The organism is Streptomyces sp. NPDC048419, assembly GCF_043200415.1.
GTDB lineage: Bacteria > Actinomycetota > Actinomycetes > Streptomycetales > Streptomycetaceae > Streptomyces.
Window position 1 is genome coordinate 222044 of sequence record NZ_JBICXT010000008.1, and the last position, 26125, is coordinate 248168.

Annotated in this window: 27 protein-coding genes, 2 tRNA genes and 4 pseudogenes; 16 read left to right on the top strand and 17 right to left on the bottom strand. The window is 71.3% G+C overall.

Going from position 1 to position 26125, the window contains the following annotated elements; genetic code table 11:
- Positions 1–10 precede the first annotated feature (10 nt).
- Both ACGFYN_RS19390 and ACGFYN_RS19395 read right to left on the bottom strand, forming a co-directional pair.
- Entirely contained in the window at positions 11–226 is a 216-nt protein-coding gene (locus ACGFYN_RS19390; protein WP_393867038.1) for a hypothetical protein, read from the bottom strand.
- Positions 227–315: 89 nt separating this feature from the next.
- Positions 316–1722, bottom strand: coding sequence for a DHA2 family efflux MFS transporter permease subunit (locus ACGFYN_RS19395; protein ID WP_393867039.1), 1407 nt, complete (start codon positions 1720–1722; stop codon positions 316–318).
- Between the two features lie 96 nt (positions 1723–1818).
- On the opposite strand from ACGFYN_RS19395, the gene ACGFYN_RS19400 reads away from it, so the two are divergent.
- The 5 genes from ACGFYN_RS19400 to ACGFYN_RS19420 all read left to right on the top strand — a co-directional run bounded on the left by ACGFYN_RS19400 (position 1819) and on the right by ACGFYN_RS19420 (position 6022).
- Entirely contained in the window at positions 1819–2757 is a 939-nt protein-coding gene (locus tag ACGFYN_RS19400; protein ID WP_393867040.1) for a sigma-70 family RNA polymerase sigma factor, read from the top strand.
- A 151-nt stretch (positions 2758–2908) separates the two neighbouring features.
- Entirely contained in the window at positions 2909–3649 is a 741-nt protein-coding gene (locus ACGFYN_RS19405) for an SDR family oxidoreductase (RefSeq protein ID WP_393867041.1), read from the top strand.
- A complete protein-coding gene (locus ACGFYN_RS19410; protein ID WP_393867130.1) occupies positions 3646–4638 on the top strand; it encodes a sigma-70 family RNA polymerase sigma factor in 993 nt (330 codons plus the stop codon). Before ACGFYN_RS19405 ends, ACGFYN_RS19410 begins: the two co-directional genes overlap by 4 nt.
- Positions 4635–5384, top strand: a complete 750-nt coding sequence (locus ACGFYN_RS19415) for an SDR family NAD(P)-dependent oxidoreductase (RefSeq protein WP_393867042.1) — start codon at positions 4635–4637, stop codon at positions 5382–5384. The genes ACGFYN_RS19410 and ACGFYN_RS19415 overlap by 4 nt, the downstream gene beginning before the upstream one ends.
- A 110-nt stretch (positions 5385–5494) precedes the next feature.
- Positions 5495–6022: a GNAT family N-acetyltransferase gene (locus ACGFYN_RS19420; RefSeq protein WP_393867043.1), complete on the top strand. Its 528-nt coding sequence runs from the start codon at positions 5495–5497 to the stop codon at positions 6020–6022.
- Positions 6023–6038: 16 nt separating this feature from the next.
- Here ACGFYN_RS19420 and ACGFYN_RS19425 read toward each other — a convergent pair whose 3' ends face one another.
- Positions 6039–6647 (bottom strand): TetR/AcrR family transcriptional regulator, encoded by a 609-nt coding sequence (locus ACGFYN_RS19425; RefSeq protein WP_393867044.1) that lies wholly within the window; start codon positions 6645–6647, stop codon positions 6039–6041.
- 46 nt (positions 6648–6693) lie between these two features.
- Here ACGFYN_RS19425 and ACGFYN_RS19430 point away from each other — a divergent pair, with 46 nt between their 5' ends.
- Entirely contained in the window at positions 6694–7158 is a 465-nt protein-coding gene (locus tag ACGFYN_RS19430; protein WP_393867045.1) for an SRPBCC family protein, read from the top strand.
- A 27-nt stretch (positions 7159–7185) separates the two neighbouring features.
- On the opposite strand, the gene ACGFYN_RS19435 is transcribed toward ACGFYN_RS19430, so the two are convergent.
- The 4 genes and pseudogenes from ACGFYN_RS19435 to ACGFYN_RS19450 all read right to left on the bottom strand — a co-directional run bounded on the left by ACGFYN_RS19435 (position 7186) and on the right by ACGFYN_RS19450 (position 9067).
- Positions 7186–8034, bottom strand: a complete 849-nt coding sequence (locus ACGFYN_RS19435) for an alpha/beta fold hydrolase (RefSeq protein ID WP_393867046.1) — start codon at positions 8032–8034, stop codon at positions 7186–7188.
- An 18-nt stretch (positions 8035–8052) separates the two neighbouring features.
- Positions 8053–8400 (bottom strand): nitroreductase/quinone reductase family protein, encoded by a 348-nt coding sequence (locus tag ACGFYN_RS19440; RefSeq protein WP_393867047.1) that lies wholly within the window; start codon positions 8398–8400, stop codon positions 8053–8055.
- Between the two features lie 26 nt (positions 8401–8426).
- A pseudogene (locus tag ACGFYN_RS19445) lies at positions 8427–8606 on the bottom strand (MFS transporter); the annotation flags it as partial.
- A gap of 191 nt (positions 8607–8797) precedes the next feature.
- Complete coding sequence (locus tag ACGFYN_RS19450; RefSeq protein WP_393867048.1) at positions 8798–9067, bottom strand: hypothetical protein; 270 nt, start codon at positions 9065–9067, stop codon at positions 8798–8800.
- Between the two features lie 27 nt (positions 9068–9094).
- Here ACGFYN_RS19450 and ACGFYN_RS19455 point away from each other — a divergent pair, with 27 nt between their 5' ends.
- Positions 9095–9361: an amidohydrolase family protein gene (locus tag ACGFYN_RS19455; protein ID WP_393867049.1), complete on the top strand. Its 267-nt coding sequence runs from the start codon at positions 9095–9097 to the stop codon at positions 9359–9361.
- Here the strand turns inward: ACGFYN_RS19455 and ACGFYN_RS19460 are convergent.
- The 5 genes from ACGFYN_RS19460 to ACGFYN_RS19480 all read right to left on the bottom strand — a co-directional run bounded on the left by ACGFYN_RS19460 (position 9339) and on the right by ACGFYN_RS19480 (position 12585).
- On the bottom strand, positions 9339–10484 hold the full coding sequence (locus ACGFYN_RS19460) for an RNA polymerase sigma factor (protein WP_393867131.1): 1146 nt from the start codon (positions 10482–10484) through the stop codon (positions 9339–9341). The genes ACGFYN_RS19455 and ACGFYN_RS19460 overlap by 23 nt on opposite strands.
- A 5-nt stretch (positions 10485–10489) precedes the next feature.
- A complete protein-coding gene (locus ACGFYN_RS19465; RefSeq protein ID WP_393867050.1) occupies positions 10490–10909 on the bottom strand; it encodes a YciI family protein in 420 nt (139 codons plus the stop codon).
- Between the two features lie 117 nt (positions 10910–11026).
- Positions 11027–11101 (bottom strand) — tRNA-Pro (locus ACGFYN_RS19470).
- Between the two features lie 13 nt (positions 11102–11114).
- Positions 11115–11186, bottom strand: a tRNA-Trp gene (locus tag ACGFYN_RS19475).
- A 34-nt stretch (positions 11187–11220) separates the two neighbouring features.
- On the bottom strand, positions 11221–12585 hold the full coding sequence (locus ACGFYN_RS19480; RefSeq protein ID WP_393867051.1) for a hypothetical protein: 1365 nt from the start codon (positions 12583–12585) through the stop codon (positions 11221–11223).
- A gap of 174 nt (positions 12586–12759) precedes the next feature.
- Between ACGFYN_RS19480 and ACGFYN_RS19485 the strand changes: the two genes are divergently transcribed.
- Both ACGFYN_RS19485 and ACGFYN_RS19490 read left to right on the top strand, forming a co-directional pair.
- Positions 12760–13542, top strand: coding sequence for a tRNA(His) guanylyltransferase Thg1 family protein (locus ACGFYN_RS19485; protein WP_393867052.1), 783 nt, complete (start codon positions 12760–12762; stop codon positions 13540–13542).
- 50 nt (positions 13543–13592) lie between these two features.
- Positions 13593–14183 (top strand): exonuclease domain-containing protein, encoded by a 591-nt coding sequence (locus ACGFYN_RS19490; protein WP_393867053.1) that lies wholly within the window; start codon positions 13593–13595, stop codon positions 14181–14183.
- A gap of 8 nt (positions 14184–14191) precedes the next feature.
- Here the strand turns inward: ACGFYN_RS19490 and ACGFYN_RS19495 are convergent, their stop codons facing one another.
- Positions 14192–14515 (bottom strand): antibiotic biosynthesis monooxygenase, encoded by a 324-nt coding sequence (locus ACGFYN_RS19495; protein WP_393867054.1) that lies wholly within the window; start codon positions 14513–14515, stop codon positions 14192–14194.
- A gap of 124 nt (positions 14516–14639) precedes the next feature.
- Here ACGFYN_RS19495 and pepN point away from each other — a divergent pair, with 124 nt between their 5' ends.
- Entirely contained in the window at positions 14640–17075 is a 2436-nt protein-coding gene (gene pepN / locus ACGFYN_RS19500) for an aminopeptidase N (RefSeq protein ID WP_393867055.1), read from the top strand.
- An 85-nt stretch (positions 17076–17160) separates the two neighbouring features.
- On the opposite strand, the gene ACGFYN_RS19505 is transcribed toward pepN, so the two are convergent.
- Both ACGFYN_RS19505 and ACGFYN_RS19510 read right to left on the bottom strand, forming a co-directional pair.
- Positions 17161–19101 (bottom strand): glycoside hydrolase family 97 catalytic domain-containing protein, encoded by a 1941-nt coding sequence (locus tag ACGFYN_RS19505; protein WP_393867056.1) that lies wholly within the window; start codon positions 19099–19101, stop codon positions 17161–17163.
- Positions 19102–19341: 240 nt separating this feature from the next.
- A complete protein-coding gene (locus ACGFYN_RS19510) occupies positions 19342–20220 on the bottom strand; it encodes a lysozyme (protein ID WP_393867057.1) in 879 nt (292 codons plus the stop codon).
- 126 nt (positions 20221–20346) lie between these two features.
- Here ACGFYN_RS19510 and ACGFYN_RS19515 point away from each other — a divergent pair, with 126 nt between their 5' ends.
- A complete protein-coding gene (locus tag ACGFYN_RS19515; RefSeq protein WP_393867058.1) occupies positions 20347–21249 on the top strand; it encodes a PfkB family carbohydrate kinase in 903 nt (300 codons plus the stop codon).
- Between the two features lie 255 nt (positions 21250–21504).
- Here ACGFYN_RS19515 and ACGFYN_RS19520 read toward each other — a convergent pair whose 3' ends face one another.
- Complete coding sequence (locus ACGFYN_RS19520; protein ID WP_393867059.1) at positions 21505–22077, bottom strand: ester cyclase; 573 nt, start codon at positions 22075–22077, stop codon at positions 21505–21507.
- A gap of 164 nt (positions 22078–22241) precedes the next feature.
- Here ACGFYN_RS19520 and ACGFYN_RS19525 point away from each other — a divergent pair, with 164 nt between their 5' ends.
- The 3 genes and pseudogenes from ACGFYN_RS19525 to ACGFYN_RS19535 all read left to right on the top strand — a co-directional run bounded on the left by ACGFYN_RS19525 (position 22242) and on the right by ACGFYN_RS19535 (position 23394).
- Positions 22242–22853, top strand: a complete 612-nt coding sequence (locus ACGFYN_RS19525) for a TetR/AcrR family transcriptional regulator (RefSeq protein ID WP_393867060.1) — start codon at positions 22242–22244, stop codon at positions 22851–22853.
- 31 nt (positions 22854–22884) lie between these two features.
- A pseudogene (locus tag ACGFYN_RS19530) lies at positions 22885–23079 on the top strand (hydroxylase); the annotation flags it as partial.
- 168 nt (positions 23080–23247) lie between these two features.
- Complete coding sequence (locus ACGFYN_RS19535) at positions 23248–23394, top strand: hypothetical protein (RefSeq protein ID WP_393867061.1); 147 nt, start codon at positions 23248–23250, stop codon at positions 23392–23394.
- Positions 23395–23428: 34 nt separating this feature from the next.
- On the opposite strand, the gene ACGFYN_RS19540 is transcribed toward ACGFYN_RS19535, so the two are convergent.
- The gene (locus tag ACGFYN_RS19540) at positions 23429–24430 is read right to left on the bottom strand and encodes a LacI family DNA-binding transcriptional regulator (protein WP_393867132.1); all 1002 of its coding nucleotides are present in this window, start codon (positions 24428–24430) and stop codon (positions 23429–23431) included.
- Positions 24431–24641: 211 nt separating this feature from the next.
- On the opposite strand from ACGFYN_RS19540, the pseudogene iolC reads away from it, so the two are divergent.
- Positions 24642–25520: pseudogene (gene iolC / locus ACGFYN_RS19545) on the top strand (5-dehydro-2-deoxygluconokinase); the annotation flags it as partial.
- 1 nt (position 25521) lies between these two features.
- Positions 25522–26121: pseudogene (locus ACGFYN_RS19550) on the top strand (MFS transporter); the annotation flags it as partial.
- Positions 26122–26125: the final 4 nt, after the last annotated feature.

The following is a 26125-nucleotide window of genomic DNA, read 5'->3' on the forward strand; positions in this document are numbered from 1 at the left end:
GCCGCGGTGCTCAGTGGCTCCACACGTCCGCGCCGCCGCCCCGCCACTCGATGAGCGCGGAGCGGGCGACGTCCATCTCGTCCCAGTCCTGCAGTCCGGCCTCCTGGATGAAGGCGGCGACGTCGAGGAGTCCGTAGGCCAGACCGACGAAGTGGTCGCCGATGCGGACGCGGCGGCCGCCGTCATCGGTGGGCGGGTAGATGACGACGGGCTGGTCAGTGGCCATGATCCAAGCGTGCGGCCCAGGCGTGCTGCGCGCATTCGGGGGCGCCCTCGAGGCGTGCGTCGCCCTGGACGCCCTCCGGGCCGTGCCGGTCAGCGGTTCGTCGTCAGTACGGGCGGCTCGGCGGGCGCGGGGGACGGGGTGACCTTCGGTCGGCCCGGGATGGCCAGGGCGACGGCCGCTCCGGCCAGCGACAGCGTGCCGCTGACGGCGATCGCCGCGGTGAATCCGTCGGTGAAGGCCGCCGGCCCCGTGTAGCCGCCGGACTTGCCGAACACCAGGGCCAGGACAGCGACCCCGAAGACCCCGCCGAGCTGTCGGCCGGTGTTGAAGACGCCGGACGCCTTGCCGATCTGCTCGGGGGCGACCGCGTTGAGCACGGCCGTCTGGGTGGCCGGCATCGCCATGCTCACGCCGGTTCCGGCGATGAGCATCGGGCCGATCAGTTCCCAGTACGGCGCGGACGGAGTGGCGACGAGCGCGAGCCAGCCCATCCCGGCCGCCTGCAGGGCCAGTCCGAGCGCCGCGAGCGGCCGCGCGCCGACGCGGGGCGTCAGCCGTCCCGCCCAGGGCGCCACGACCGTCACCGCCGCGGTCCAGGCCAGCAGGTGCAGCCCGGACGCCAGCGGCCGGTCACCGCGCCCCGTCTGGAAGAACTGCGCCGCGAAGAACAACGATCCGTAGAGCGAGGCGTAGAGGAACACGCCGGCGGCGTTGCCCGCGGCGAAGCCGGGGAGCCGGAAGAGGCCCAGTGGCACCATCGGCCGTTCGGCGACGCGCTGCCAGGCGACGAAGGCGACGGCGCAGACCACGCCCCCGGCCAATGTTCCGACCACCTCCGCACTGCCCCATCCGGCCGCGTTCGAGCGGATCAGTCCCCACACCAGGCCGAGCGCGGCCCCCGTGACCAGCACCAGCCCGCCGCCGTCCACCCGGCCCGCGGCGCCCCGGCTCTCCGGGACCCGGCGCAGCACCAGCGGGATGACGGTCAGGCCGATCGGCAGGTTCAGCCAGAAGATCCACTGCCAGGCGAGCCCCTGCGTCACGGCGCCGCCCACCACCGGGCCGCCGACCACCGCGAGCCCGGTCAGGCCGGCGAACAGGCCCAGCGCCCGGGGCCGCTCGGGCGGCGGATAGGCGGCGCCGAGCAACGCCATCGCCAGCGGCATCACCAGCGCGGCACCGGCACCCTGCGCGGCCCGTGCGGCGATCAGCCAGCCCACGCCCGGCGCGAGCGCGCACGCGGCGGAGGCCGCCGTGAACAGCGCCAGCCCGACGGTGAAGATCCTCCGGCGCCCGAACCGGTCGCCCAGCACGGCCCCGGTCATCAGCAGGACGGCGAAGCTCAAACTGTAGGCGTTCACCGTCCACTCGAGTTGTTCGATCGACGTGCCCAGATCCAGCCGGATCCGGCTCAGCGCCGTGGTCACCACCGTGGCGTCGAGCGCCACCATCACCGAGCCCGCGGAGGCGAGCCCCAGAACCCATTTTCTGTCCATGCCCGTACCGACCGGTCGCCCGTCGCGATTGGCCGGGCCCGGCCCGACGAATTCCGGCGGCCCGAAGGGTCTGCACAAGAAAGGGAGGAAATTCGCGTGACCGTGATCGAACAGCAGCATGACGAGTTCGTCCGCCTGACCGGGCCGCTGCGGCGTGAACTGCTGACCCACTGCTACCGGATGCTGGGGTCGGTGCAGGACGCCGAGGACCTGGTGCAGGAGACCTATCTACGGGCCTGGCGGTCCTACGGCGACTTCGAGGGCCGTGCCTCGCTGCGCACCTGGCTGTACCGGATCGCCACCAACGCCTGTCTCAACGCCCTGCGGCACGGCAGCCGCCGGGTGCTGCCCGCCGGACTGGGCGCCCCCGCCTCCGACCCGATCGCCACGGGCGGGAGGGACACGGAGATCTCCTGGCTGGAGCCGATGCCGGACGACCGGGCTGATCCCGCGGCCATCGTGGCCGGGCGGACCGGTCTGCGGCTGGCTCTCATCGCCGCTCTGCAGCACCTGCCGCCGCAGCAGCGGACGGTGCTCATCCTGCGTGACGTGCTGGCCTGGTCGGCGGAGGAGGCCGCCGACGTGCTCGGCGTCTCCCCGGCCGCGGTGCACAGCACGCTCCAGCGCGCCCGGGCCCGGCTGGAGCGGCTGGCACCGGCCATCGACGAGATCACCGAGCCGGACGAGCAGGAGCAGCGCGACCTGCTGGACCGCTACGCCGACGCCTTCACACGGGCCGACATCCCCGCCCTCACCCGGCTGCTCACCGAGGACGCGGTCTGGCAGATGCCGCCCAATCCGGCCTGGTTCGCCGGTCGTGACCACGTCGTCCGGCTGCTCTGGGCCCGCATGCCGGGCCGGCGCTTCCACCTGCTCCCGCTGCGGGCCAACGGACAGCCCGGCTTCGCGAAGTACGTGGACGGCGAAGCCTTCAGCGTCGACGTCCTCACCCTGCGCGGCCCGGCGATCGCCGAGGTCACGGCGTTCCATGACGCCGATCTCGTACGACGGTTCGGGCTGCCGTCGCGGGTCTGAGGACCGGCCGGGGCGGCCGGAGCGCCGACGGCGGAGGTGTGACCCATGTCACTCCCCCGCCGTCGGCCGCGGCGACGGTTTTCCCGGCGGCGGCTGGTCTTGATACCCGACCGAACCCGAACGACCGAGACCACCGCCCCGGGAGTACCTCATGTCCGATCCCCTCCACACAGCCGTCGTCACCGGCGCCGGCCGCGGCTTCGGGCGCGCCATCAGCGCCGCGCTCGTCGCCGCGGGCACCCGCGTCGTCGGCATCGCCCGCACCGAGCGGGACCTGCGCGCCGTACGCGACGAACTCGGCGACGGCTTCACACCCGTGACCGCCGACGCCACCGACGAGTCCGTCGCGCAGCGGGTCATCCGCGACCACCGCCCCGGCCTGCTCGTCCTCAACGCCGGGGCCACCCCGCACATGGCGCCCCTGCAGGAACAGACCTGGGAGACATTCAGCGGCAACTGGCACACCGACACCCGGCACGCCTTCGCCTGGACCCAGGCGGCGCTACGGGAGCCGCTGGCGCCGGGCAGCGTGGTCGTCGCCCTCTCCAGCGGCGCCGTCCTGGCCGGATCCCCGCTCAGCGGCGGCTACGCCAGTGCCAAGGCGGCCGTCCGGTACCTGACCGGCTACGCGGCGGAGGAGTCGCGCCGGGCCAAGCTGGACATCCGCTTCGTCACGCTCCTTCCGCAGCTGACTCCGGCGACCGCGCTCGGCTCGGCCGGCGTCGCGGGTTACGCCGCACGGCAGGGCGTCGACCGGGACACCTTCGTCGCGGGCCTGCAGCCGGTGCTCACCCCGGAGCAGGTCGCCAAGGCCGTCACCGACCTCGCCGCCGACCCGGACAGCGCGCCCGAGTACCGGATCAGCGGCGCCGGTCTGCGCCCGCTCGGCTGAGCACACCCAAGGAAGGCACCATGCCGGCATCGGACGAATTCGCCACTCTCACCGAGCCGTTGAGGCCGGAACTGCTCGCTCACTGCTACCGCCTGCTCGGCTCGATCCATGACGCCGAGGACCTGGTGCAGGAGACCTACCTGCGCGCGTGGCGTGCGTACGACCGCTTCGAGGGCCGCTCCACGCTGCGCCGCTGGCTGTACAAGATCGCCACCATGGCCTGTCTGACGGCGCTGGAGACTCGCGGGCGGCGGCCGCTTCCCTCGGGGCTGGGCGCTCCGTCCGAGGACCACCGGGTGGCCATGGCCGATCGCGAGCCGTCGGTGGCGTGGCTCCAGCCGGCGCCGGACGCGCTCTTCGGCGCCGACGACCCGGCCACGACCGTGGCCGCACGCAGCGGAGTGCGCCTCGCCTTCATCGCCGCGCTCCAGTTCCTGCCCGCCCGGCAGCGGGCCGTGCTGACCATGCGCGACGTGCTGGCGTTCAGGACGTCCGAGGTCGCCGAGATGCTGGACACGACCCCCGCGGCCGTGGACAGCGCCCTGCGCCGCGCGCGGACCCGTCTGGCCGAGGCGGGCCCGGTCGAGGACGACCTCGCCGAACCGGACGAGCAGGCCCGCCGCGCGCTTCTCGACGGCTACGTCGACGCCTTCACCCGGGCCGACCCCGACGCACTCGTCCAACTGCTCAGAGCAGACGTCGAGATGGAGATGCCGCCGATCCCGACCTGGTTCACGGGACGGCACGCGGTGGCCGGCTTCCTGGCTCATCGCGTGATGCGGGCGGGCCTGTGGCGACTCTCGCCCACCCACGCCAACGGCCGGCCCGCCTTCGTCGTCCACCAGCACACGGGGGACGGCCACTTCCAGCCGTACGGCGTCCAGGTCCTGACGCTGATCGGTTCCCGGATCTCCCGCATCACGGCGTTCAACGACCCCCTCCTGGTACCGACGTTCGAGTCCATGACGAAAGCGAAGACCACATCATGATGCAGATCGCAGACAGGACCGTACTGGTCACCGGCGCCAACCGCGGCATCGGACGAGCGCTCGTCGAGGAGGCCCTGAGCAGGGGCGCGAGGCAGGTCTACGCCGGCACCCGCGTGCCGTTGCCCCTTTCGGACGCGCGCGTCACGCCCCTGACTCTTGATGTGACCGACGCGGCACAGATCCGACGCGCCGTCGAGCAGGTCCCCTCGCTCGACCTCCTGGTCAACAACGCCGGCCTGGCGCTCTACGACGACTTGAGCGAGGCGGCCACGCTCCAACAGCACCTCGCCGTCAACCTGTTCGGGCTTCACGAGGTGACCCGGGCGTTCCTGCCCCTGCTGACGCGATCGCGGGGAGCCGTCGTCAACAACCTGTCCGTGAACGCGTTCGCTCCCCTGCCGCTCATCCCGGCGTACTCGGTCTCGAAGGCGGCGGCGTTCTCGCTGACGCAGTCGCTGCGTGCGCTGCTGGCCGAGCGGGGTGTCAGCGTGCACGCGGTCCTGACCGGCATCGTCGACACCGACATGACCCGCGATCTCGACGCCCCGAAGGCGTCCGCCGAGTCCGTCGCTCGCGGCATCTTCGACGGCGTGGAGAAGGGCGAGGAGGACATCTTCCCGGATCCCATGTCGGCGTCGATGGCGCAGAGTTGGCGCGGCGGTGCGGGAAAGGCGCTGGAACGCCGGTACGCGGCGCTCGCGGAGGAGGTGCGCGCCGCTCGGGGCAGCGTCGACGCGGCCGGCTGACGGTCCGCCGTGCGGGACGCCGCGGGCCCCGGCCCCGGTGTCCCTGCGTCGCCCCACCCGGTACTGCGCCCACCTAGATCATTTGCATCGCAGCACATAGCCTGGGGCACGTGCCTGATCACGTTCACCTGCGCCCCATCGCCGAGAAGGACCTCGACCTGCTCGAGCGCCTCCATGAGGACCGCGCCGAGGCCGGCGAGCTGGGCTTCTTCGGATACCGCAATCCCGGCCTGCTCCGCCGGCAATGGGCCGACCAAGGATTCATCTCCGCCGAGGGCGGACGCCTGACCGTCGCGGGGGACGACAACCGGTTCGTCGGCGAAGTGCAATGGCATCAGGTTTTCCAGGGCCCGAAGTCGCCCTGCTGGAACATCGGCATCTCCTTGCTGACCGCCGAACGCGGCAAGGGCTACGGCAAGCAGGCGCAGCGCCGGCTCGTCGAGTACCTCTTCGCCCACACACAGGTCAACCGCATCGAGGCCGGCACCGAGATCGTGAACATCGCCGAGCAACGGGCCCTGGAGTGGGCGGGCTTCACCCGCGAGGGCGTCCTCCGGGGCGCCTGTTTCCGGGACGGCAGATGGCGCGACATGGTGATGTACTCCGTGCTGCGCGCCGAGGTCGTCGGCAAGGTGTAGCGGGCCGGCCGCACCGTCAGTCCGAGCCGTAGTACAGCCGAAGGAACTCCTCCATGGCCGCGTCGACGCCGGCGCGGTCACCGGTGGCGAGCAGGTCGAGCAGGAGGCCGCGGACCGTGGCGAGGCCCAGCCTGGCACGATTCCGGGCTGCCACCGGGTCCGCTCCGGCGGCGACCTCGGCGGCCACGAGGGGCTCCAGCCAGTCCGTCACGAGTCCGCCGAGGATGGGCACGGCCTCCGGGCGGCCTCGCAGCGCGTGGCCGTAGATTTCGAAGAACAGCCGTTCCTGACCGGCCAGTCGAGGGTCCGTGAGCTGCCGCCACAGCAACCGGGCGGCGTCGGCGGGCGAGAGGCCGGGCTCCAGACGCAGGCGCGACAGCAGCTCCCGTTGGCGCCGCTCCGACGTCCGGACGATCTCGACGAGCAGCTGCTCCTTGGAGCCGAAGTAGTGGATCAGCATGCGGTGACTGACGCCGATCGCGGCGCCCAGGCGGCGCAGGCTGAGGTCCGCGATGCCGTGGGCCGCCACGTGCTCGACCGCCGCGTCCACCAGTTGTGCGCGCCGGTCCCCTTCCGCGCGACGCCCGGCCCGGTCCTCGGGATGCGCTTCCTCCGTGCTCGTCACGTCGCGAGTGTACCAATCGGTACATGCCAGATGTACCGTGTGGTACATGAAGCCCGTCACCGTGTCGACCGAAGTGCCGCAGACGCCCGAGCAGGTCTACGGCTTCCTCGATGTCATGGCGCACCACGAGCGGTTCACCGACCACTACCTGACCAACTGGCGCCGCAGCGGCCCCGATCGCGGCATCGGCTCGCACGCCACGGTCGCCGCGGCGCTGGGCGGCGCGAAGACGGACGTCACCATCGAGGTCGTCGAGGCCGACGCACCGCGCCGCATCGTCGAGCGCAACGTCAGCGCGGCCGGCGGACGCGTGGCCCACGGCACTTACACCGTCGAGCCGTTGCCGGCGGGCGGCAGCCGCGTCTCGTTCACCTACGCCTGGGAGCGCGACCCGCTGGCCGACCGGCTGCTGGCTCCCGTGGTACGGACGGTGATGCGGCGCGCGAACCGCACGGTCATGCGGCGCCTGGCCGCGGAGTTGGCCCGCCACGCGTCCACCGCCGGGTCCTGACGGCGGCGCGCGTCGAGGCCGTCAGCGTCAGGACATGACGCGTTCCGCGAGCCATTCGAGGGCGTTCGCGGCCTCGCCGAGCACGGAGACGTGTCCGGCGCCCGGGACCGACCGCAGCTCCGCCGTGGGGCATCGGGCCGCGAGCCACCGGCTGTGGGAGCTGGGCACGACGCGGTCGCTCTCGCCGTGCACGAAGAGGACCGGTGCCTTGATCTGCCCGGGGTCGAACCCCCAGGGGGCGACGTACGCCAGGTCGTCGTCGATCAGCGCCGCCGGGTGGCCCACCTCCAGGGCAGGACCGACCACATCGATGACCCAGGACCACTCTCCGGCCAGTGCGGCGTGATCGGCCGGGGTGAACATCTCCGGGTCGTACTCGGCGGACGCCTCGCGGGCCTCCTTCGCCGCGCGTCCTTCGGCGGCGGCCCCCAGGGAGGCCAGGCTGGAGTCCGACATGCCCGCGAACCAGTCGAGCCCCTCGGCCCCGAACGGAGCCAGTCCCGCCATCGCGACGACCGCGAGGACACGGTCCGGCAGCAGGGCGCCGCATGCCAAGGCGTGCGGGGAGCCACCGGAATGGCCCATGACCCCGAACTGCTCGATGCCCAACTCGTCGGCGACAGCGGCCACATCGGCCGCGGCCGAGGCGATGTCGCGACCGGGCCGGGGCGTGGACCCGCCGTAGCCGGGCCGGTCGTACGACACCCAGCGGATGCCGAGCCGGTCGGACAACGGGAAGAGCGGCTCGGGCGGGGCACCGATGTTCGGCGTGCCGTGGTGCCAGAAGACGACGGGGCGGCCGTCGGAGTCCTCCGCGGCGGTGTCGTAGACATGCAGTCCTCGCCCGTCGCCCAGCTCCAGATCAGTCTCTTTCACGCCGCCGCCTCCAGACACTCACCCGGTGCGATGCTCGGCTCCCTGGTTCTCGGGTTCCAGGATCACCACCGCCGTCTCGGACGACCTTAGCGCCGCGAGGGCGTCCAGGTCGGCGTCGATCTCGCGCCAGCGGGTCCAGAGGCGCGACCGCTCGTCGCCCGTTGCCGCGCAGGCTCGCACCTGGCGCCGGCCGCCGACCAGGTCGACCGTCGCGTCCGGATGGGCCTGCAGGTTGAGCCACCACGCGGGCTCGGCCTCACCCCATCCGTTCATCGCCAACGTGACCAGTCTCGGGCCGTCTTCGACGTACGCGACGATGACGCTGCGCTGCCGGCCGGTGCGGCGCCCGGTGGTGGTCAGGCGCATGGTGCCCCACTTGTCGGGACGCGGCTGCGACGGGGCACGGCCCGCACGACATGGGCGATCGGCACGGACGTGAGGGCCACCGTCACGCCGTATCCGGTGACCAGAAGGCCGACCGCCGACAGCGGGACCCGAAGGCTGTCCGAGATGAGCTGGAGCAGGCCGACCGGCAGGTTCTCCGCGGTGTTGAAGGTGAAGGCGGCCAGCATCAAGGCCCCCAGCACCGCCGCCCTCCGCCGCGGAGCGGGTTGCCGCCCGGGCGCACGGCCGGTCCCGGCCGCTGCGCCTGCTCCGTGACACCGCCCATGTACCCAGCTCACCGGGCTCGCCGACCTCGCCGCAACCGATTTCATCCGCACCGGCCCACCCTGCCCCGCCCGGCCGGCAGGCCGAGCCCGCGTCAACGCTCCCCGAACCGCCCCGTGTACTCCGCCGGCGGCCGCTCCAACTCCCGCACCATGAAGCCGTAGTAGTCCCGCATGTCGCGCAGACGCGCCCGCTGGGCGGACGGCAGCCGACCGCCGTGGTCCTGCACGATCTCGGCCGGCTCCTGCAGTTGCCTGGTCCGTTCGAGCTGGTGCTGGAGGCAGCCGACCCAGGCGTCGGCGCGCCACTCGTAGACGGCCTGGCGGTTGCCCGGTGACTTGCCGACTCGGGCGTCGCCCCGCACGGCCGCAACCTGGAGGAGCTCGCCCTGATGGCGGCAGGCGGCATGAAGCCCGCCGCCGTGCTCGCGGCCACCACCTCCTCCGCGGCCGAACTCCTCGGCCTCGACGACACGACGGGGACCATCGCCCCTGGCAGACGGGCCGACCTGGTCGTCGTGGACGGCGACCCGTACGACTTCACCGGGCTGAAGGGGCGCGTCCGCGCGGCGTTCCAGGAAGGACGGTGCGTGCGCGGCACGGGTGCCTCCGAGGGCGGTTCCGTCAGCAGCTCAGTCAGCGGCTCCGCCGTGAGTTGAGCCGGGCCGCCTGCCGCGTCAGATGGTCGCGTTCGGCGAGATCGAGGGCCTTCTGCGCCGCCTCGGCGTACAGCCGTGCCGCCGTGTCCAGGTCACCGTCACGCTCGTGGAGGTGCGCTGCCACCGCCGTATGGCGGGGCAGTGAGGTGTCCAGCTCGGCGAGCGCGGCGAGACCGGCGCGTGCTCCGTCGGCCTCGCCGACGGCGACCGCGCGGTTGAGGCGGACGACGGGGCTGTCGGTGATGCGGGCGAGCTCGTCGTACCACTCGACGATCTGGACCCAGTCGGTCTCCTCGGCGGTGAGGGCGTCGGCGTGCAGGGCGGCGATGGCGGCCTGGGCCTGGAACTCACCCAGCCGGTCCCGGGCCAGGGCGGCCTGGAGGATGTCGACGCCCTCGGCGATCGCCTTCGTGTCCCAGCGGCCGCGGTCCTGCTCGGCGAGCGGCACCAGGCTGCCGTCCGGCGCGGTCCGGGCGGCGCGCCGGGCGTGGTGGAGCAGCATGAGGGCGAGCAGCCCCGCCACCTCGGGGTGGTCGATCCCGGCGGCGAGCTGCCGGGTCAACCGGATGGCCTCGGCGGCCAGGTCGACGTCGCCGGAGTAGCCCTCGTTGAAGACGAGGTAGAGGACGCGCAGCACGGTGGCGACGTCGCCCGCCTGGTCGAACCGCACGCCGGACACGGTGCGTTTGGCCCGGCTGATGCGCTGCGCCATGGTCGCCTCGGGCACCAGGTAGGCCTGGGCGATCTGCCGGGTGGTCAGCCCGCCGACCGCGCGCAGCGTGAGCGCCACCGCGGACGACGGGGTCAGCGAAGGGTGGGCGCAGAGGAAGTAGAGCTGCAGCGTGTCGTCCGCCCCGGGCGCGGGGCCGGGCGCGGGTTCCTCCTCGACGCGGTCCTCGCGCTTGCGGCGGGCGGAGTCCGCACGGGCCGCGTCGAGGAACTTGCGCCAGGCCACGGTGATCAGCCAGCCCTTGGGGTCCCGCGGCGGGTCGGCCGGCCAGACGCGGACCGCCTCGACCAGGGCGTCCTGCACCGCGTCCTCGGCCGCCGCGAAGTCGGCTCCGCGGCGGACGAGGACGGCGAGCACGCTCGGCGTGAGGCCTCTGAGCAGGACCTCGTTCATCTGCGTCACGTGCAGGGACACTCCAGGTCGGTGTGCGACGCGGTCAGCAGCGGGCGCAGCTCGAGCCACTCGTGGATCGGCTTGCCGCCCGCCCCGGGGGCCGCCGACAGTTCCCCGGCCAGCTCCACCGCGCGCTCCTCGCTGTCGACGTCGATGATCATCCACCCGGCGATGAGGTCCTTGGTCTCCGCGAACGGCCCGTCGGTGACCGGCGGCCGCCCCTCGCCGTCGTAGCGGACGAAGGTCCCCTCGGGCGCGAGCGCCGTGCTGTCCACGAACTCGCCGGACTTCTCGAGCCGGGCCGCGAAGTCGTTCATGTACTGCACGTGCGCGGAGATCTCCTCCGGCGTCCACTGCTCCATGGGGACGTCGTTCACCGCCTCCGGAGCGCCGCGGTAGTGCTTGAGCAGCAGGTACTTGGCCATCGTGATCCTCCTCGCTGGTGCGACCCATTGTGGTCACGTTCACTGCGGGGACGGAGCAGGCCCACGGTTCTCGACATCGCCGCCCAAGTTTTTTTTCGAACCCGTCGGGACGGCACATGGACACCGGGGCAGGATTCGAACCTACGTCCACCCGGTCCCGAGCCAGGCGCTCCACCGCAGAGCTTCCCGGTGCCCATGAGCCGACCGACGCGGGCAGGGCTCGAACCTGCGTCCAGCCGGTTTGGAGCCGGCCGCTCCACCACTGAGCTACCTCGTCGGGTCCTGATCCTCCCCACCGCCCGGCGGGGAGGTCAACGGATTTCCGCCGCCGCGGGCCGCAGCGGCTTACCGGAGAAGAACCCCGCCGACCGCAGCAGCGACGCCAGCACAGGATCGGCGACGCTCACGCCGTGCACCAGCTCGGGCGTCGCCCGGAACGGCACCGCGTGCACCACCCGCCGAGCGCGCGTCCAGCCACCGCGCTCCGCATCGACCCCATGGCGTCGGCACACCTGCTCGACGAGCCACTGCGGGCACTCAGCCTCACCGCGCAACACGTGCCAGGGCAGGGGCAGTTCGGCCCACACATCGGTGTCCGGGTGCAGCCCCCCGCCCGACTCCCGGTGCCAGGCGGCCACGTCTGCCGCGACGAGCAGCGGCACCTTGCCGGGGCAGAGCCGCTCGAGGATGCTCTGCGCGCCCATCGCCTCCAGTAGCGCGAACCAGTTCGCACGCGCCGTGGTCCAGGCCCGAGCCGCCTGGTTCCAGCTGGTGGAGTCCTGCCCGCGCTCGACGATCATCGTCGTACGGTCCACCCCCCGTCTGTGCCACAACGTCTCCAACTGCTCCGCCACGTCGAGCAGAATGCGGTACCAGCGGCCCAGCAGCAGCCCCCGCTGCTCGTCGCCCACCTGCTTGAGCACCTCGGCGGTGGGGTGCACCTGAGCGACGGCGAACCAGTTCGCCGTCCGCGCGTCGAGCCGCCGGAACAGCGCATGAGCCACCTCGTCATACGGGCGCTGCTGTCCCTGGACGGTGAACTCGCTGCGCAGATTGGCCCGCGCGGTCAGGTACGCGATGAACGCCGCCGTCCCGGGATCGGCCGCGAACTCCTCGTACGGCAGCCGCGAGGCGAGTCCGCTCTTGCCGATCATCGTGATCTCGCGCTTGTGCTGCTCGACCATGATGCGCGCGAGCTTGGCCTCCAAGCGCCGCAGCAGCCGGAACCGCTTGTTGTACTGCCGCTTGGACATCTCACCCAGCCCTGCCCCGGCGCGCTCGTCACGGTTGAGCCGGTCGGCGAGGAAGTCACTCCGCCCGTACTCCTTGCTGATCTCCTCGCCCGCGGACCGGATGACCGCCTCGACCCGCTCCGGGTCGTCGCCGACCTCGGCGGGGAGCTCGCTCACCGTGCCGAACAGCTGGGCCGCACGCGCCAGTTGGCGCTGGGCGCCGACGGGCCGCGCGAACTCCTCCAGCATCGAGGTGTAGCCGTGCCACAGCCGGCGCAGTGAGTTCCGGGTGGCCTTGTCGAGGGCCTTGCGGGTGGTTCGGTCCAGCCCGCCCGGTGTCGCGTCGAGGAGGTCATGGATCAACTGGGCCACGTCCTCGGGGCGCTTGCGCTGCCCGAGGGAGGCATGCAGCTCCCGCAGCAGCTGCTCGGAGGTCGAGGACATGCGCATCAGGCTGACATGCCGGGTCGAGCGCCTCCACTGCTTATCGAACCGATCCGGTTCAACAGGGAGCCGCGAAGGGGCGCAGCAGTTCAAATGCCTCGCCTGCAACCGAAGGTTTCGTGAAAGATGCGAGCGGGCCGGTAGAGATCCCAGTCTGAAGGGGGAGCCAAGACCGTGAGTGCCGCGACCGCGCTCGACGACAGGATGAAGAGGCACGAGGCGTCGTATCGCAGCCTTCTGCCTCGTCGCACGTACACGATGATCAGGGTCGACATCCGCTCGGCGCACTCGTATCTGCGGGCTGCGGCCACGCCGTTCGACGAGGTGTTCATGGGCGACATGGACGCCACCGCCGAGGCCCTGTGTGCCGAGATCTCGGGTGCCGTGTTCGCCTACACGCAGTCCGACGAGGTCAGCGTGCTGGTCACGGACTTCGCCAGTGAGCACGCCGAGCCCTGGTTCGGTGGCGTCGCGGCGAAGTGGCTCAGCGTCACGGCCTCGTTGGCGACGGCGGTGCTCAATGAGCGCCGGCCCGGGCGGCGTGCGCTTTTCGACGCTCGCGTGTTCACCCTTTCCGATCCCGTCGAGGTGGCGAACTACTTCCTGTGGCGGCAGCGCGACGCCGTGCGCAATTCCATCGGCATGGCCGCGCAGACCCACTTCTCCCACCGGCGGCTCAACGGCGTATCCACGAACGGCATGCAGGAACTGCTGTGGTCCGAGGCAGGCGTGAACTGGAACGACTACCCCGACGGCTGCAAGCGCGGACGCGTCACCGTACGCCGTACCGGCGAGCGCCCGGTCGAGTACGTCGACAAACGGACCGGCGAGACCGTACGCACCACGGCGGTCCGTTCCTGGTGGGAGACCACGGCGGCCCCGCGCTTCAACACCGAACCCGATGGGTGGCTCGCGGGGACGGTTCCCGCACTTCCCGCTCTGACCGGGCGAGGATGAACCTCAGCCGTCGCAGGCACAGTTGACGACCCAGCCAGAGGTGAGCCGTTGTGCGTACGTTCGTTCTGTTCGATCTCGAATTCACGACTTGGCCGGGGTCGCTTGAGCAGGACTGGTCGGCGACGGGGCAGCTTCGGGAGATCGTGCAGGTCGGGGCGCTGCGCCTGCGCGAGGACTTCTCCGTCGCCGAGGAGTACGAGGCGCTGGTCCGGCCCGTGGTCAATCCGCGGTTGTCGGCGTACTTCACCGAGCTCACCGGAATCGGCCAGGAGGCCGTGGACCGGGACGGGCTGTCCCCGGCCGAGGCACTCGGTGAGTTCCTGGGCTTCTGCCGGGATCAGTCGGTGCTCTCCTACGGCAACGACATGGTCGTGCTCGGGGAGAATGTGGGCTGGGCGCGAGCCCGGGGCGAGGAGGTCAAGAACGGTTTTCTCGGTGCCCACTTCGTCAATGTGCGGCCCTGGGTCAACACCGTCGCACCGGTGACCTCGTCCGCCAACGTAGGGCGCCTCTGGCAGTTGCTCGGGCTCCCCAAGCCCGCGGCCGGGCAAGAGCATTCGGCTCTTTTCGACTGCTATTCCTTCGCCGCGGCCCTCAAGCATCTGTGCGACACGGGGGCGCCTCTGCCGGTGGGGATCTGACCGCTCGCTCAGCTCTGCTGTTCGCGGCGGTCCAGGACCTCGTAGTGCGCCGATCGCCTGTCGTAGTCCGAGAGCACCGCCTGTGCCGCCGCGGGCACGTGTGCCGTCTCGTAGTCCTCACCCATGAAGGACTGGACGGCCGCGAGGGATGTGAACCACATGATGGTCATGAACTCCACGTCGTCGTCCCGCTCGCGCCGCGCCAGGTCGATCGAGAGGAATCCCGGGATGTGCCGCTCCTCGATGCCGGGGATCACCTGCCCCCGGACGATGCGCTCGTAGGCGTCGGCGTCCTCCGTGGTGGTCCATCCTCGCCATACGCGACAGATCATGATGCGAGTCTAATGCGCGGCCCGCCCGCGCATGCCGGCTCAGGGACACACCCCCGAAAAACCGCTGCGGACTCCGCCGTCCTCCGGCATACGCTTGCGCCCGATGTCCGAAGAGGGAGAACGCATGGGGATCCGAAGCCTGACCCGCACCGAAGCGGAGCGCCGGGCCGCGCTGTTGACCGTCGAGCGGTACGACGTGGACATCGATTTCACCGCCCTGCCCGACGGCCCGGAGGTCCGCTGTGTCTCCACCGTGGCCTTCACATGTCGTGAGCCGGGCGCGGAGACCTTCGTGGACTGCGCGGCGCAGGTGGTCGGCGCGACGCTGAACGGCAGGCCGGTGTCCCCCACGGCGGACGGCCGTATCCCGCTGCCGGGTCTCAGCGAGCGCAATGTTCTACGCGTGGAGAGTGTCCAGGCCGAGACCGCGACGGGCGAGGGCGTGCACAGGGCCGTCGACCCGGCGGACGGCGAGGTCTATGTGTGGACGAGCTTCGAGCCGGACGAGGCCCGGTTCGTCTGGGCCTGTTTCGACCAGCCCGACCTCAAGGCGCCGCACGCCTTCACGGTGACGGCCCCCTCGGCGTGGATCGTCACGAGCAATTCCGGTGACCCGCGCGTCGAGGACCTGGGCGCGGCCCGTCGCTGGGTCTTCCCCGACACTCCGCCGCTGGCCGTGTACAACACCGTCGTCAACGCGGGGCCCTTCCACGAGCTGCGCCGCGAGGCCGACGGCCACGACCTCGGCCTCTTCGCCCGCCGTTCCCTCGCCGACGTCCTCGATCGCGACGCCGACGAGATCTTCACCCTCACCCGCCAGGGTCTGGCCTTCTACGGCGAGGCCTTCGCGATGCCGTTCCCGCAGCGCAAGTACGACCAGGTGTTCGCGCCGGAGTTCGGCGGCGCGATGGAGAACTACGGCTGTGTGACCTGGTCGGACGGCTTCCTGCAGCGCGCGACGCCGACGCCCGCGGAGCGGGAGCTGCTGGCCGTGGTGCTGCTGCACGAGATGGCGCACATGTGGTTCGGCAACATCGTCACGATGCGCTGGTGGGACGACCTCTGGCTGAACGAGGCGTTCGCGGAGTTCGCCTGCCACTGGGCGGCCGAGGGCGCCACCCGGTACACCGACGCCTGGGCGGGCCATCTGGTCGGCGACAAACTGAAGGCGTACCTGGCCGACCAGGGGCCCGCGTCGCACCCGATCCACCAGCCCATCCACGACGTCGCCCAGGCCGCGTCGATCTTCGACAACATCACGTATCCCAAGGGCGCGTCCGTCCTCCAGCAGCTGATGACGTACGTGGGTGAGGAGCACTTCCGGGCCGGTATGGCCGCCTACTTCGCCCGGCACGCCTGGGGCAACACCACACTCCAGGACCTGATCGACGCCCTCGCGAAGGCCGGCGGACGCGACCTGGACACCTGGCGCACGGCATGGCTCGCGACGGCCGGCACCGACCGCTTCACCGTCGAGCGCGACGGCGAGCGGGTCACGCTGGTCGCCGCCGGCACCCCGCGTCCGCAGGTGCTCGCGGTGGGCGCGTACCGCCGCAACGGCCGGGCGCTGGAGCGTACGGCGCTGGAGCGCGTGGAGGTGACGCGGACCCGGACCGAGCTCACCGGTCTCCCGGCCGGCGCGGACGTCCTCCTGATCAACGACGACGACCTCACCTTCGCCACCGCCCGCCCCGACGCCGCCACGAGAGACGCCCTCTTCGCCGCGGCCGCGCAACTGCCCACGGCCATCTCGCGGGGCGTGGCCGCCGCCACCGTCTGGGACATGCTGACGACCGGTGAGGTCTCGGCGGCGGAGGCCGGCCGGTGCATCACCTCGATCCTGGAGGTCGAGACGTCCGACGCGGTGATCGAGCCGTATCTGGCACTCGCCTCCGACATCGCCGAACTGTGGGCACCGCCCGGCGAACGCCCCGCTCTGACCGCGGCGGTGGCGGCCGTCTGCCGCCGTCTCGCCTCCGACCCGGGCCGCCGGCAGGTCGCACTGCGCGGGCTGGCCCGCACCGCGACGACCGCGGACGACCTGGCCTGGTTGCGCGAACAGGCGGGCGACGACGTCGACCTGCACTGGCGCGCGCTGGTCCGCGAGGCGGAGCTGGGCGGTGACGTGGCCTCCGACGCGGCCCGGCTGCTCGAACGCGACCCTGACCCCGACGCCTGGATCCGCGCCCTCACGGTAAGGGCCGCCCGGCCCGACGCCGACGCCAAGGCGGAGGTCTGGCGGAAGGTCGCCGTGGAGCGCGCCGTTCCCGTGCACGCGGTCGGCCAGGTGGCGACCGCCTTCTGGCGCCCTGCCCAGGAGACAGTTCTGGCCCCGTACGCCGAGCACTACCTGGAGGCGATTCCTCGTCTGGACCAGGGCGGCATGATCCTGGCGATGGTCTTCACCAACCGCCTCTTCCCGCCGCACGCCGTCGACGACGCCTACGTCGACACCGCCCGGCACGCCGCCGACGACGCGGCTCCGGTGGTCCGCAAGACGCTTCTCGAGCGTTCGGACGTCGTCCGCAGGATGCTTCGCTCCCGGAGCCGTACGGCCTGACCCGGTTTACGCCCGGTCCGCCGGACGAGGCTGTGTCGCCGCCGCCGTCAATGACGGCGGCGGCGCAGGAGGCCCAACTGCCGTGTCACCGGTAGCAGCTGGTGACGCCCGGGTGCCATGGGCAGGCGATTCCGCCGAAGCCGCCGCCGGCGACGACATCGACGTCGAAGGTGTCGCCGCCGCGCAGCACCCGGCGATGCGGGACGAGTCCGTCGGTGCCGTCCTGGATCGTCTCCACCAGCCACCGTCCCGTGCCGATGGCCAGAGGGACCTGCGCGGTACGGGCGGCGCCGGCGTACACCCCGCCGAGGAACCAGCGGTCGCCGCTGCGGCGTGCGAGTACGGCCTCCTGGCCCGGCTCTCCCGCGAGCAGCCGGGTGTCGTCCCAGGCGGCGGGGATCTGCTCGAAGAAGGCGCGGGCGCGCGGCCGGGCGTCGTACGACTCGGGGGTGCCCGCGAGCATCTGCAGGCCCGACTCGTACGCGACCGTCAAACCGACCTCGGCCGCGTCGGAGTTGGGTCGCAGGCCGACGCGCTGGAAGGCGCCGGGGGTGAAGTCCATGGAGCCGATGACGTTGCGGGTGAAGGGCAGGGTGGTGAGGTGGGCGGAGGTGTTGGTCCGCTTCTCCTCGCCGCCGACGCCCTCCAGGGTCATGACCTGGGGCCAGGTGCGCTGGATGCCCTTGGGGATCGTCGATCCGTGGAAGTCGACCATGAGGTGATGGGCGGCGGTCTCCGGAAGGATGGCGTCGTACCACTGGAGCATGGACTGCGCCTCGGAGTTCATGAAGTCGATCTTGACGCCCTTGACTCCCCACCGTTCCAGGGTGGGCAGCCACTGCGCGCGTTCCTCGGGGGTGTCGAGGTCGCGCTGGTGGATCCAGACGACGATGCCGACGCCCTTGGCCCGTGCGTAGTCGACGAGTTCCGGCAGCCAGCTGTCGGTCTGCCAGTCGGGGTCGGTGGTGTCCCAGGCGTCGGTCCTGAAGTACCAGCCGGCGTCGACGGCCTCGTACGGCCAGTGCCGTGCGGCGGCGTAGTCGACGTAGGCCTTCTGCGCCGCGAGGCTCTGCCCGGCTTCCTTGCCACCGGCCAGCCAGGTCCACAGAACGGTACCGGGGCGGATCCATGAGGTGTCGTCGACCTTGGCGGCGGGGGCCAGGTCGTCGGTGAAGGTGGAGCGGGTGACGGTGGCGAGGTCACCGGTCACCATCGCCCGCCAGGGCGTGGCGAGCGGGCCGCCGGTGTGGACGCGGTCGTCGGCGAGCTTGATGTGGTAGGTGCCGGTGCCCTGGTCGTGGGCGAGGCGGGCCCCGGAGTACCGGCCGGTGAGGTCGGACTCGGCGAGCAGCGTGTAGCCGCCGGCGGTGGAGAACAGGGCCTGGTCGGAGTACTCGCCGGTGGGCGCGGTCGCGGCGGTCGACCGGTTGAACGGGCCCTCGTTGTCGACCCGGTAGGTGCTGAGCCAGGCGCTCGCGTCCGGCGGCAGGTTGAAGGCCGACGACTCGCCGAGCACGTCGCCGTAGGCGGTGGGCAGGACATATCGGTAGGCGACGCCGTCCGCCGACGTACGGACGACGAGGTCCATCCGGGCGCCCGCGGTCGTGGCGAACGACAGACGGGTCTCGTTCATCAGGACCCGGCGGTCCGAACGCTTGCCGGACTTCGCCCGGTACCGCTCGGCGACCACCCGGTCCTTGCGGTGCAGGAAGTGCAACTGCCGGGAGAAGTCGGCCTGTTCGGTGACGATGCCGACAGGCGACGGCTCGATCACGGCCCGGCCGCCACGGGACACCGCGAGGCTCAGTGCCCCGGTGGTGTCGTCCAGGGATATCCGCGCCTGTGGTTCGCGCGCCTGGGCTGCGCGCTCTGGACCGGACACGGCCCAGACATGCTCCTTGGGTGCGGCGTCCTGGTCGGCCCGTGCGGGCCCGGTCGTCATGAGCGTCGACGCCAGGCCGGCACAGAGTGCGGCGACCACGGCTCTGAACGGTATCGGCGAGCGTTTCCCCGGCGACGAGGTCATCGTCGTCCTCCAGACCTGACGGATCATCGATACATCGGGTGTCTGGGGGAACGTAAGCAGACTTCGTGCCCCTGTCAACGACGGCGGCAGAAGTGGTGCTGTCGGGCAAATGACCGAACCAGGCTGAGTACGAAGCAGGTTCAGGGCTTCATACACAGACCAACAGTACCGATGGGTGTTGCTTGGCTCATCCGATGTATCGGGGTTGCCTGTGTTCGCGTTCGGTCGGCTTCCGCTCCGTCAACCGGTCGCGAACTTCCGGAGCTTGTCCACGGTGTCGTAGAAACGATCGTGGTCGCCCACGTGCGGACCGGACGAGGTGTACTGCCACATCGTGTACGACTTCCAGCCCGCGGGGAGTGTCCCCGCCGAGGAGGCGTAGCGGGCGATCCAGAGGGGGTTGGTGGCACCGAACCCGTTGTAGTTGCCCGTGCAGTCGGACCACCAGGCCGTGGCGGTGTAGATGACGGCGTCGCGATGGGTGCGCGCCTTGTAGCGCTTCAGGAAGTCGCTGATCCAGGTGACCATGGCACTCTTGGACATGCCGTAGCAGGCGTCACCGTAGGGGTTCCACTCGATGTCGAGCGCGCCGGGAAGTGTCTTGCCGTCTGCGGTCCAGCCGCCGCCGTGGGCGAGGAAGTAGTCGGCCTGCGTGGTACCGCTGGTGGTGTCCGGCGTGGCGAAGTGGTAGGCGCCACGGACCATGCCGACGCCGTAGGGGCCGTCGTACTGCTGGGTGAAGTAGGGGTTGGTGTAGTAGGTCCCCTCGGTGGCCTTCGTGTAGGCCCATCGGACGCCGCTGCTCCACAGGGTGGGCCAGGCGACATCACCCTGGTAGCTGGCGACGTCGACGCCTTCGGCCTGGGTCACCCGCGGGGCCGGGGTGGCCTCGGGCACCATGCCGGTGTCCTCGTGGGCCCGGACCCCGATGCCCATGTAGGCGCTGCCGCGCATGAGTGTGGGGACAGGGACGGGTTGGGGTTCGGGGGTCACGTCGTCGGCTGCCGCGAGCGTGGCCGGCAGTCCGGACAGGGACAGGAGGAGGCCGGCCAGGGCGGCGACGAGACGCAGTCGTGGGCGGCCATGCTGGGTAGATATGGGGCTTCGCACGCAATCCATCTGAACCCGGTGTGTTCCGTAGCGCACGTCAAGTACCGCCCAAAGAAGGCATTCCGGCTCTGACGTGTTGTCTTTTCCGGCGGTTCGTACACTGACCGGGGTCGGGGCGGGAGGAGGTGCCGGCGGGTGGAGCCGACGAGGAAAGGTCGCTCTGAAGGGCTGTTCGTCGGCCTGTGCACGCTGGACGTCATCCAGCTCGTGGACCGTGTACCGAGCGCCGACGAGAAGCTGACGGCCCGCGCGCAGGCCGTCGCAGCGGGCGGTCCTGCGGCCAACGCCGCCGCGGCGTTCGGCCACTTGGGGGGTGCGGCCAGGCTGCTCACCGCGGTCGGTTCCCATCCGCTCGGACGGGCGGCCACGGCCGACCTCGAACGACTGGGCGTGACCGTGACGGATCTGGCGGCCGACTCACCCGAGCCGCCCGCCGTGTCCTCCATCCTGGTGACCGCGTCCAGCGGGGAACGCGCCGTCGCCTCCACGAACGCCACCGGCGTTCGGCTCACCCCGCCCGGCGCCCTCGACACCTTGGTGGCGGCCTGCGACATCGTCGAGTTCGACGGCCATCACATGGAACTTGCGCTGACCACGGCTCGGGCCGCGCGGGCCGCGGGCCGGACGACCGTCCTGGACGCGGGCAGCTGGAAGGACGGCACCAAGGACCTGCTGCCGTTCATCGACGTGGCCGTCTGCTCGGCCGACTTCCATCCACCGGGCGCGGGCACCGTGGCGGACACCTTGCGGTTTCTGCGGAGACACGGGGTCGCGTGGTCGGCCGTCAGCCGCGGAGGGCGGCCCATCGTGTGGGCGGGCCCCGACGGCGACGGAGACGCGGTGGAGGTGCCCACGGTGCGGGTGGCGGACACGCTCGGAGCGGGCGACTTCCTGCACGGCGCCCTCGCCCACCACCTCGCCGCCGCCCAGGGCCCGCTCACATCGGAAGGGTTCGCCGAAGCGCTCCGTGGCGCGGCCGCGGTGGCAGCGCGTTCATGCGCCTCGTTCGGCACCCGGGCCTGGATGCGGGAGGGGTGACACGGCGGCACTTCACCGCGGCCTGACCGAGGGAGAGGTGACACCGCACCCCAGCCGGGACACAGACGCCCGACACCGCACCCCAGCCGGGACACAGACGCGTGACACCGCACCCCAGCCGGAATGCGGAAGCGCTGACGCCGCACCCCAGCCGGAATGCGGAAGCGGTGACACCCCCGGTCGGGACACAGGGGCCGTGACACCGCACCCCGGCCCTGACACAGACGCGGCAACACCGCACCCCTCCCACCCCTCTCAGTGGCGCCGACCCTGACCGCCCTGCGCCAGTGCGGACGCCGTCGCGGACTCTTCCGCCACCTGAGTGGCGGCGCGGCCCGCCCTCCCGGTCACCTTCCAGGCGAGCATGCGCAGCGCGGTGGCCGGGGCCGGCGGGAAGACGCCCAGTTGGCCCAGCATGCCGATGTCGTCGCGCACGGCCTCGTGGCCGGCCACCTTGCCGTCGCGGAGGTCGAGGACATGGATCTGCTCGCAGTCGACGGCGCGGCCGGTCGGCGGTACGGCCTGATCGAGCGCGCCGTCCCGGAAGCGGACGAAGGGCCCCGTGTGACGGCCCTGCATGCGCAGCCGTATCCAGACCTGCCGGTCGTTGTGGGCGACACCGAGGACGGGGAAGCGCAGGTCACTGAAGGCGAAGCGCATCCACGCGCTCGAGGCGAGCACTCCCGCCGGACCGGCGAGCGCGCAGGCCGCCGGCGACACGGCCGACTCACGGTTGCGGAACTCCTCGTGCACGACCTCCGCCGCGAGCGCCGGATCACCGGTCTCGAGAATCCGGAAGAGGCCGTGGGCCAGGTCGGTGGCGTCCATGCCCATTGCGTTGATCCCTTTCGACGGCTCGGCGAAGCGCATGGTGCGTGTGCGGTGCGAGCAACGGGTGTGCGGTGCGAGCGGTGGGTACACGAGGTGAGGTTTGCGATCGACGTATTGAGGTTATAGCACGCCTAATGAATTCATCACCTTACGATGACGCCATGCCGTCCAAGCGCCGCTACGTCTCCCCTCTGCGCGAGCAGTCCGCCGCGCGGACACACACGCTGATCCTCGATCGCGCCACGGAACTCTTCGCCGAGCGCGGCTACGGCCGGGTGACCGTCGCCGACATCGCCGCGGCGGCCGGCGTCGCCTCGAAGACCGTCTTCGCGAGCGTCGGAAGCAAGAGCGACATCCTGAACCGGATCGTGGACCGCGGCGTGTCCGCCTCCGGACACGAGCAGGCCATGAAGGACCTGCTCGAACTGCGCACACTGGAGTCGGTCCTGAAGGCTCTGGCTCACGGCACGCGCGTGGGCAACGAGGATCAGTTCGCCGTGCACGAGGCCATCCGCAAGGCGCTGCCCGTCCACGAGAACGGCGAGGCGTTGTGGGAACGGGCGACCGCGGCGTACCGCGAGGCGCTCGACACCGCCGCGCGCCATCTGCACGCACTGAGCGCGTCGCCCTCCCACTCGGTGCAGGAGACGGCCGACCTTCTGTGGTTCTGGTTCGGGCCCTCCGGCTGGCGGACGCTCGTGGTCGAGCGCGGCTGGTCATGGGACCGCGCGGAGGAAGTCCTCCATGACACCGCGGTCACCACGCTTCGCTGACGCGGCAGTTGAGCATGTGGTTGACAGTCCCAACATGAGTTGGACCTTCGATGAGATGGTCTCCTACGCCTCGCGCGGCACATGGGTGCGCCCCGGCGATGTGCTCGGCTCCGACACGGTCACGCTCACCGTCGAGGGCATCGGCACGGTCTCCAACACCGTCGTCACCGGAGCGGACCCGATCCCCCTGACGACCGGTCGCCGTCGCAGCAGGGATCGGCCATGACCGGCCTGCCCCTCCCACGACTTCACAGCCATCGCACAGGGGGCCTCACGCAGGGGGCTCCTGATCGGCCTCCTGCCACGCGACAACCCGCTCCCGCGCCACATCGCGCAGCAGCCCCGGGAACACCTCCACCAGCGGAGTCAGGGTCGTGTCGGGCTGTGGGCCCTGGTGACCTTCTGCTGGTACCTGCTGTTCACCTGGTTCGTGAACCGCGGCAGCTCCCTGGGCTCCCGGCCGGCCGTCCAGCGCAAGCTGGGCATGGTCACCGGTGTCGTGCTGCTCCTGCTCGGTGTGGCGGTCGCGGCCGGCACCTGACGGCGACGCGCGCCCGGTGCGCGCCGCAGCCCGGTCAGGCAGCCGGTTCCGGTACGGGTCCGGTCGTCCCGCGGATCACCAGCTTGGGGTCCAGTACCGCCTCCCGCGGCTCCAACTCCGGCTTCTCCAGGCGCTCCACGGCGAACTGCACCGCGTGCTCCGCCATGAGCCGCGCGTCCTGGCGCACGGTGGTCAGCCCGATCGGCATGAGATGGGAGAGGTGGGTGTCGTCGTAGCCGACGACGGACACGTCGCGCGGAACCTCGGCACCGGCCCGGGTCAGGGTCATCAACAGGCCCCACGCACAACGGTCGTTGCCCGCGAGCACCGCGGTCGGCAGGGGCAGGCCCCGGTCGCGCTCGGCGACGAGCATGCGTCCGGTCTCGATGCCGGACTTCTCCGTGTGCTCGCCCGGGATCACCCGCTCCTGCGCCTGCAGCCCGTGGCGGCGCATCGCGGCGCGATAGGCGCGCCGGCGCTCGGCCGAGCCGGGACCGCGGCCGCCGTCGATGTGCACGATCCGCCGGTGCCCCAACTCGACCAGGTGGTCCATCGCCTGGCGCACGCCCTTGCCCTCGGCGCTGTGCACGAAGTCGACGCGGGCGCGCGGCAGTCGGCGGCTCACGGATACGGTGACGGCGCGCTGCCCGAGCTGGTCGAGGTAGCCCGGATCGGCGTCGGGACCGAGCAGGATCAGCGCCTCGCAGCGGTGGCCGAGCAGCGCCTCGACCGCCTTCTCCTCGCTTCGTCCCTGGGCCGACGCGGACAACAGCACGTCGTAGCCGAGCCGTTCGGCCTCGGGATAGATGCCCTCGATGAGGTCCGTGTGGAAGGTCTGCTGCACGGTGAACATCACACCGATCGTGCGGCTACGGCCGCGGGCCAGCAGCCGGGCCGCACTGTCGGGGCGGTAGCCGATCTCGTCGGCGACCCGCAGCACCCGCTGCCGGGTCTCCTCGCTCGCCCCCGGCTGGTTGCGGAACACGATCGAGACGAGCGCCCGGGAGACGCCCGCCTTCTCGGCCACGTCCGCCATCGTGGGCCGCTGCTTGCCCGAAGCATCCACCTGTGATCCACCCTCCGACCTGGCCACCTTAGCGGCGGTCCGGAAATCTCCCTGCAACAAGCTATTGACATGACATTTGGACAGGGGCCATCGTACTCGGACTAGAGCGCGCTAGTAGAGCGCACCAGAAACTCTTCCGCGAGAGTGCCACGAGTCTCCGGAGCGAAGGGAAATCTGCGTTATGCCGTTGGATGTGCTGACGATGGGCCGTTGCGGGGTGGATGTGTATCCGCTTCAGACCGGCGTGGGGCTGGCCGAGGTCACGTCGTTCGGCAAGTACCTGGGCGGCAGCCCGACGAACGTCGCGGTGGCCGCCGCCCGGTACGGGCACTCCGCGGCCGTGATCACGAAGACGGGCCGGGATCCGTTCGGTGACTTCGTGCGCACCGCGCTGGCCGGGTACGGGGTCGACGCCCGCTTCGTGGGCACCTCGGACATCGCGCCCACTCCGGTGACGTTCTGCGAGATCTTCCTGCCCGACGACTTCCCGCTGTACTTCTACCGGCTGCCCAAGGCGCCCGACCTGGACCTCGCGCCGGACGAGCTGGACCTGGGCGCGGTGCGGGACGCCGGCGTCTTCTGGATCACGGGGACCGGGCTGAGCGAGGAGCCGAGCCGGTCGGCGACGCTGGCGGCGCTGGAGCACCGGGCCCGGGCGGGCACGACCGTGTTCGATCTGGACTGGCGGCCGATGTTCTGGGCGGATCCGGCCGAGGCACGGTCGTACTACGCGCGGGCGCTGCGGCACACCACGGTCGCCGTGGGCAATCTCGACGAGGTCGAGGTCGCCACCGGTGAGCGGGAGCCCTATACCGCGGCGAAGGCGCTGCTGGCCGCGGGCGTGGAGCTGGCGGTGGTCAAGCAGGGCCCGAGGGGTGTGCTGGCCATGGATCGTGACGGTACGGCGACGGAGATCGCGCCGGTGCCGGTGGACGTGGTCAACGGGCTCGGCGCCGGGGACGCGTTCGGCGGGGCGCTGTGCCACGGGCTGCTGTCCGATTGGGGCACCCGGCGCGCGGTGTCCTTCGCCAACGCCGCCGGGGCCATCGTCGCGGGCCGGCGGCATCGCGATCGTGCAGCAGATCACCGGCGTCGACACGATCATGTACTACGGCACCCAGATCCTCACCGACGCGGGGTTCGCCGCCGACAGCGCCCTGACGGCGAACATCGCCAACGGCGTGATCTCCGTGCTCGCCACCTTCGTCGGCATCTGGCTGCTGAGCCGGGTCAACCGCCGGCCGATGCTGATGGCCGGTCAGGTAGGCACCACCGCGGCCCTGTTGCTGATCGGGGTCTTCTCCCTGGTGCTGCCCTCGGGCGACGCGCGGGCGCTCGCGGTGCTCGCCATGACGGTCACCTTCCTCGCCTTCCAGCAGGGCGCGATCTCGCCGGTGACCTGGCTGTTGCTGTCGGAGATCTTCCCGATGCGGATGCGCGGCTTCGGGATGGGCGTCGCGGCCGTCGTGCTGTGGCTGACCAACTTCGTGATCGGCCTGGTCTTCCCGTCCCTGGTGTCCGGGATCGGGATCTCCAGCACCTTCTTCCTGTTCGTGGTGGCGGGGATCTTCTCGCTCACCTTCGTCAAGCTCTACGTCCCCGAGACGAAGGGCCGCACCCTCGAATCCCTCGAAGCCGAACTCCGGGCTCGCTTCTCCTGACTTT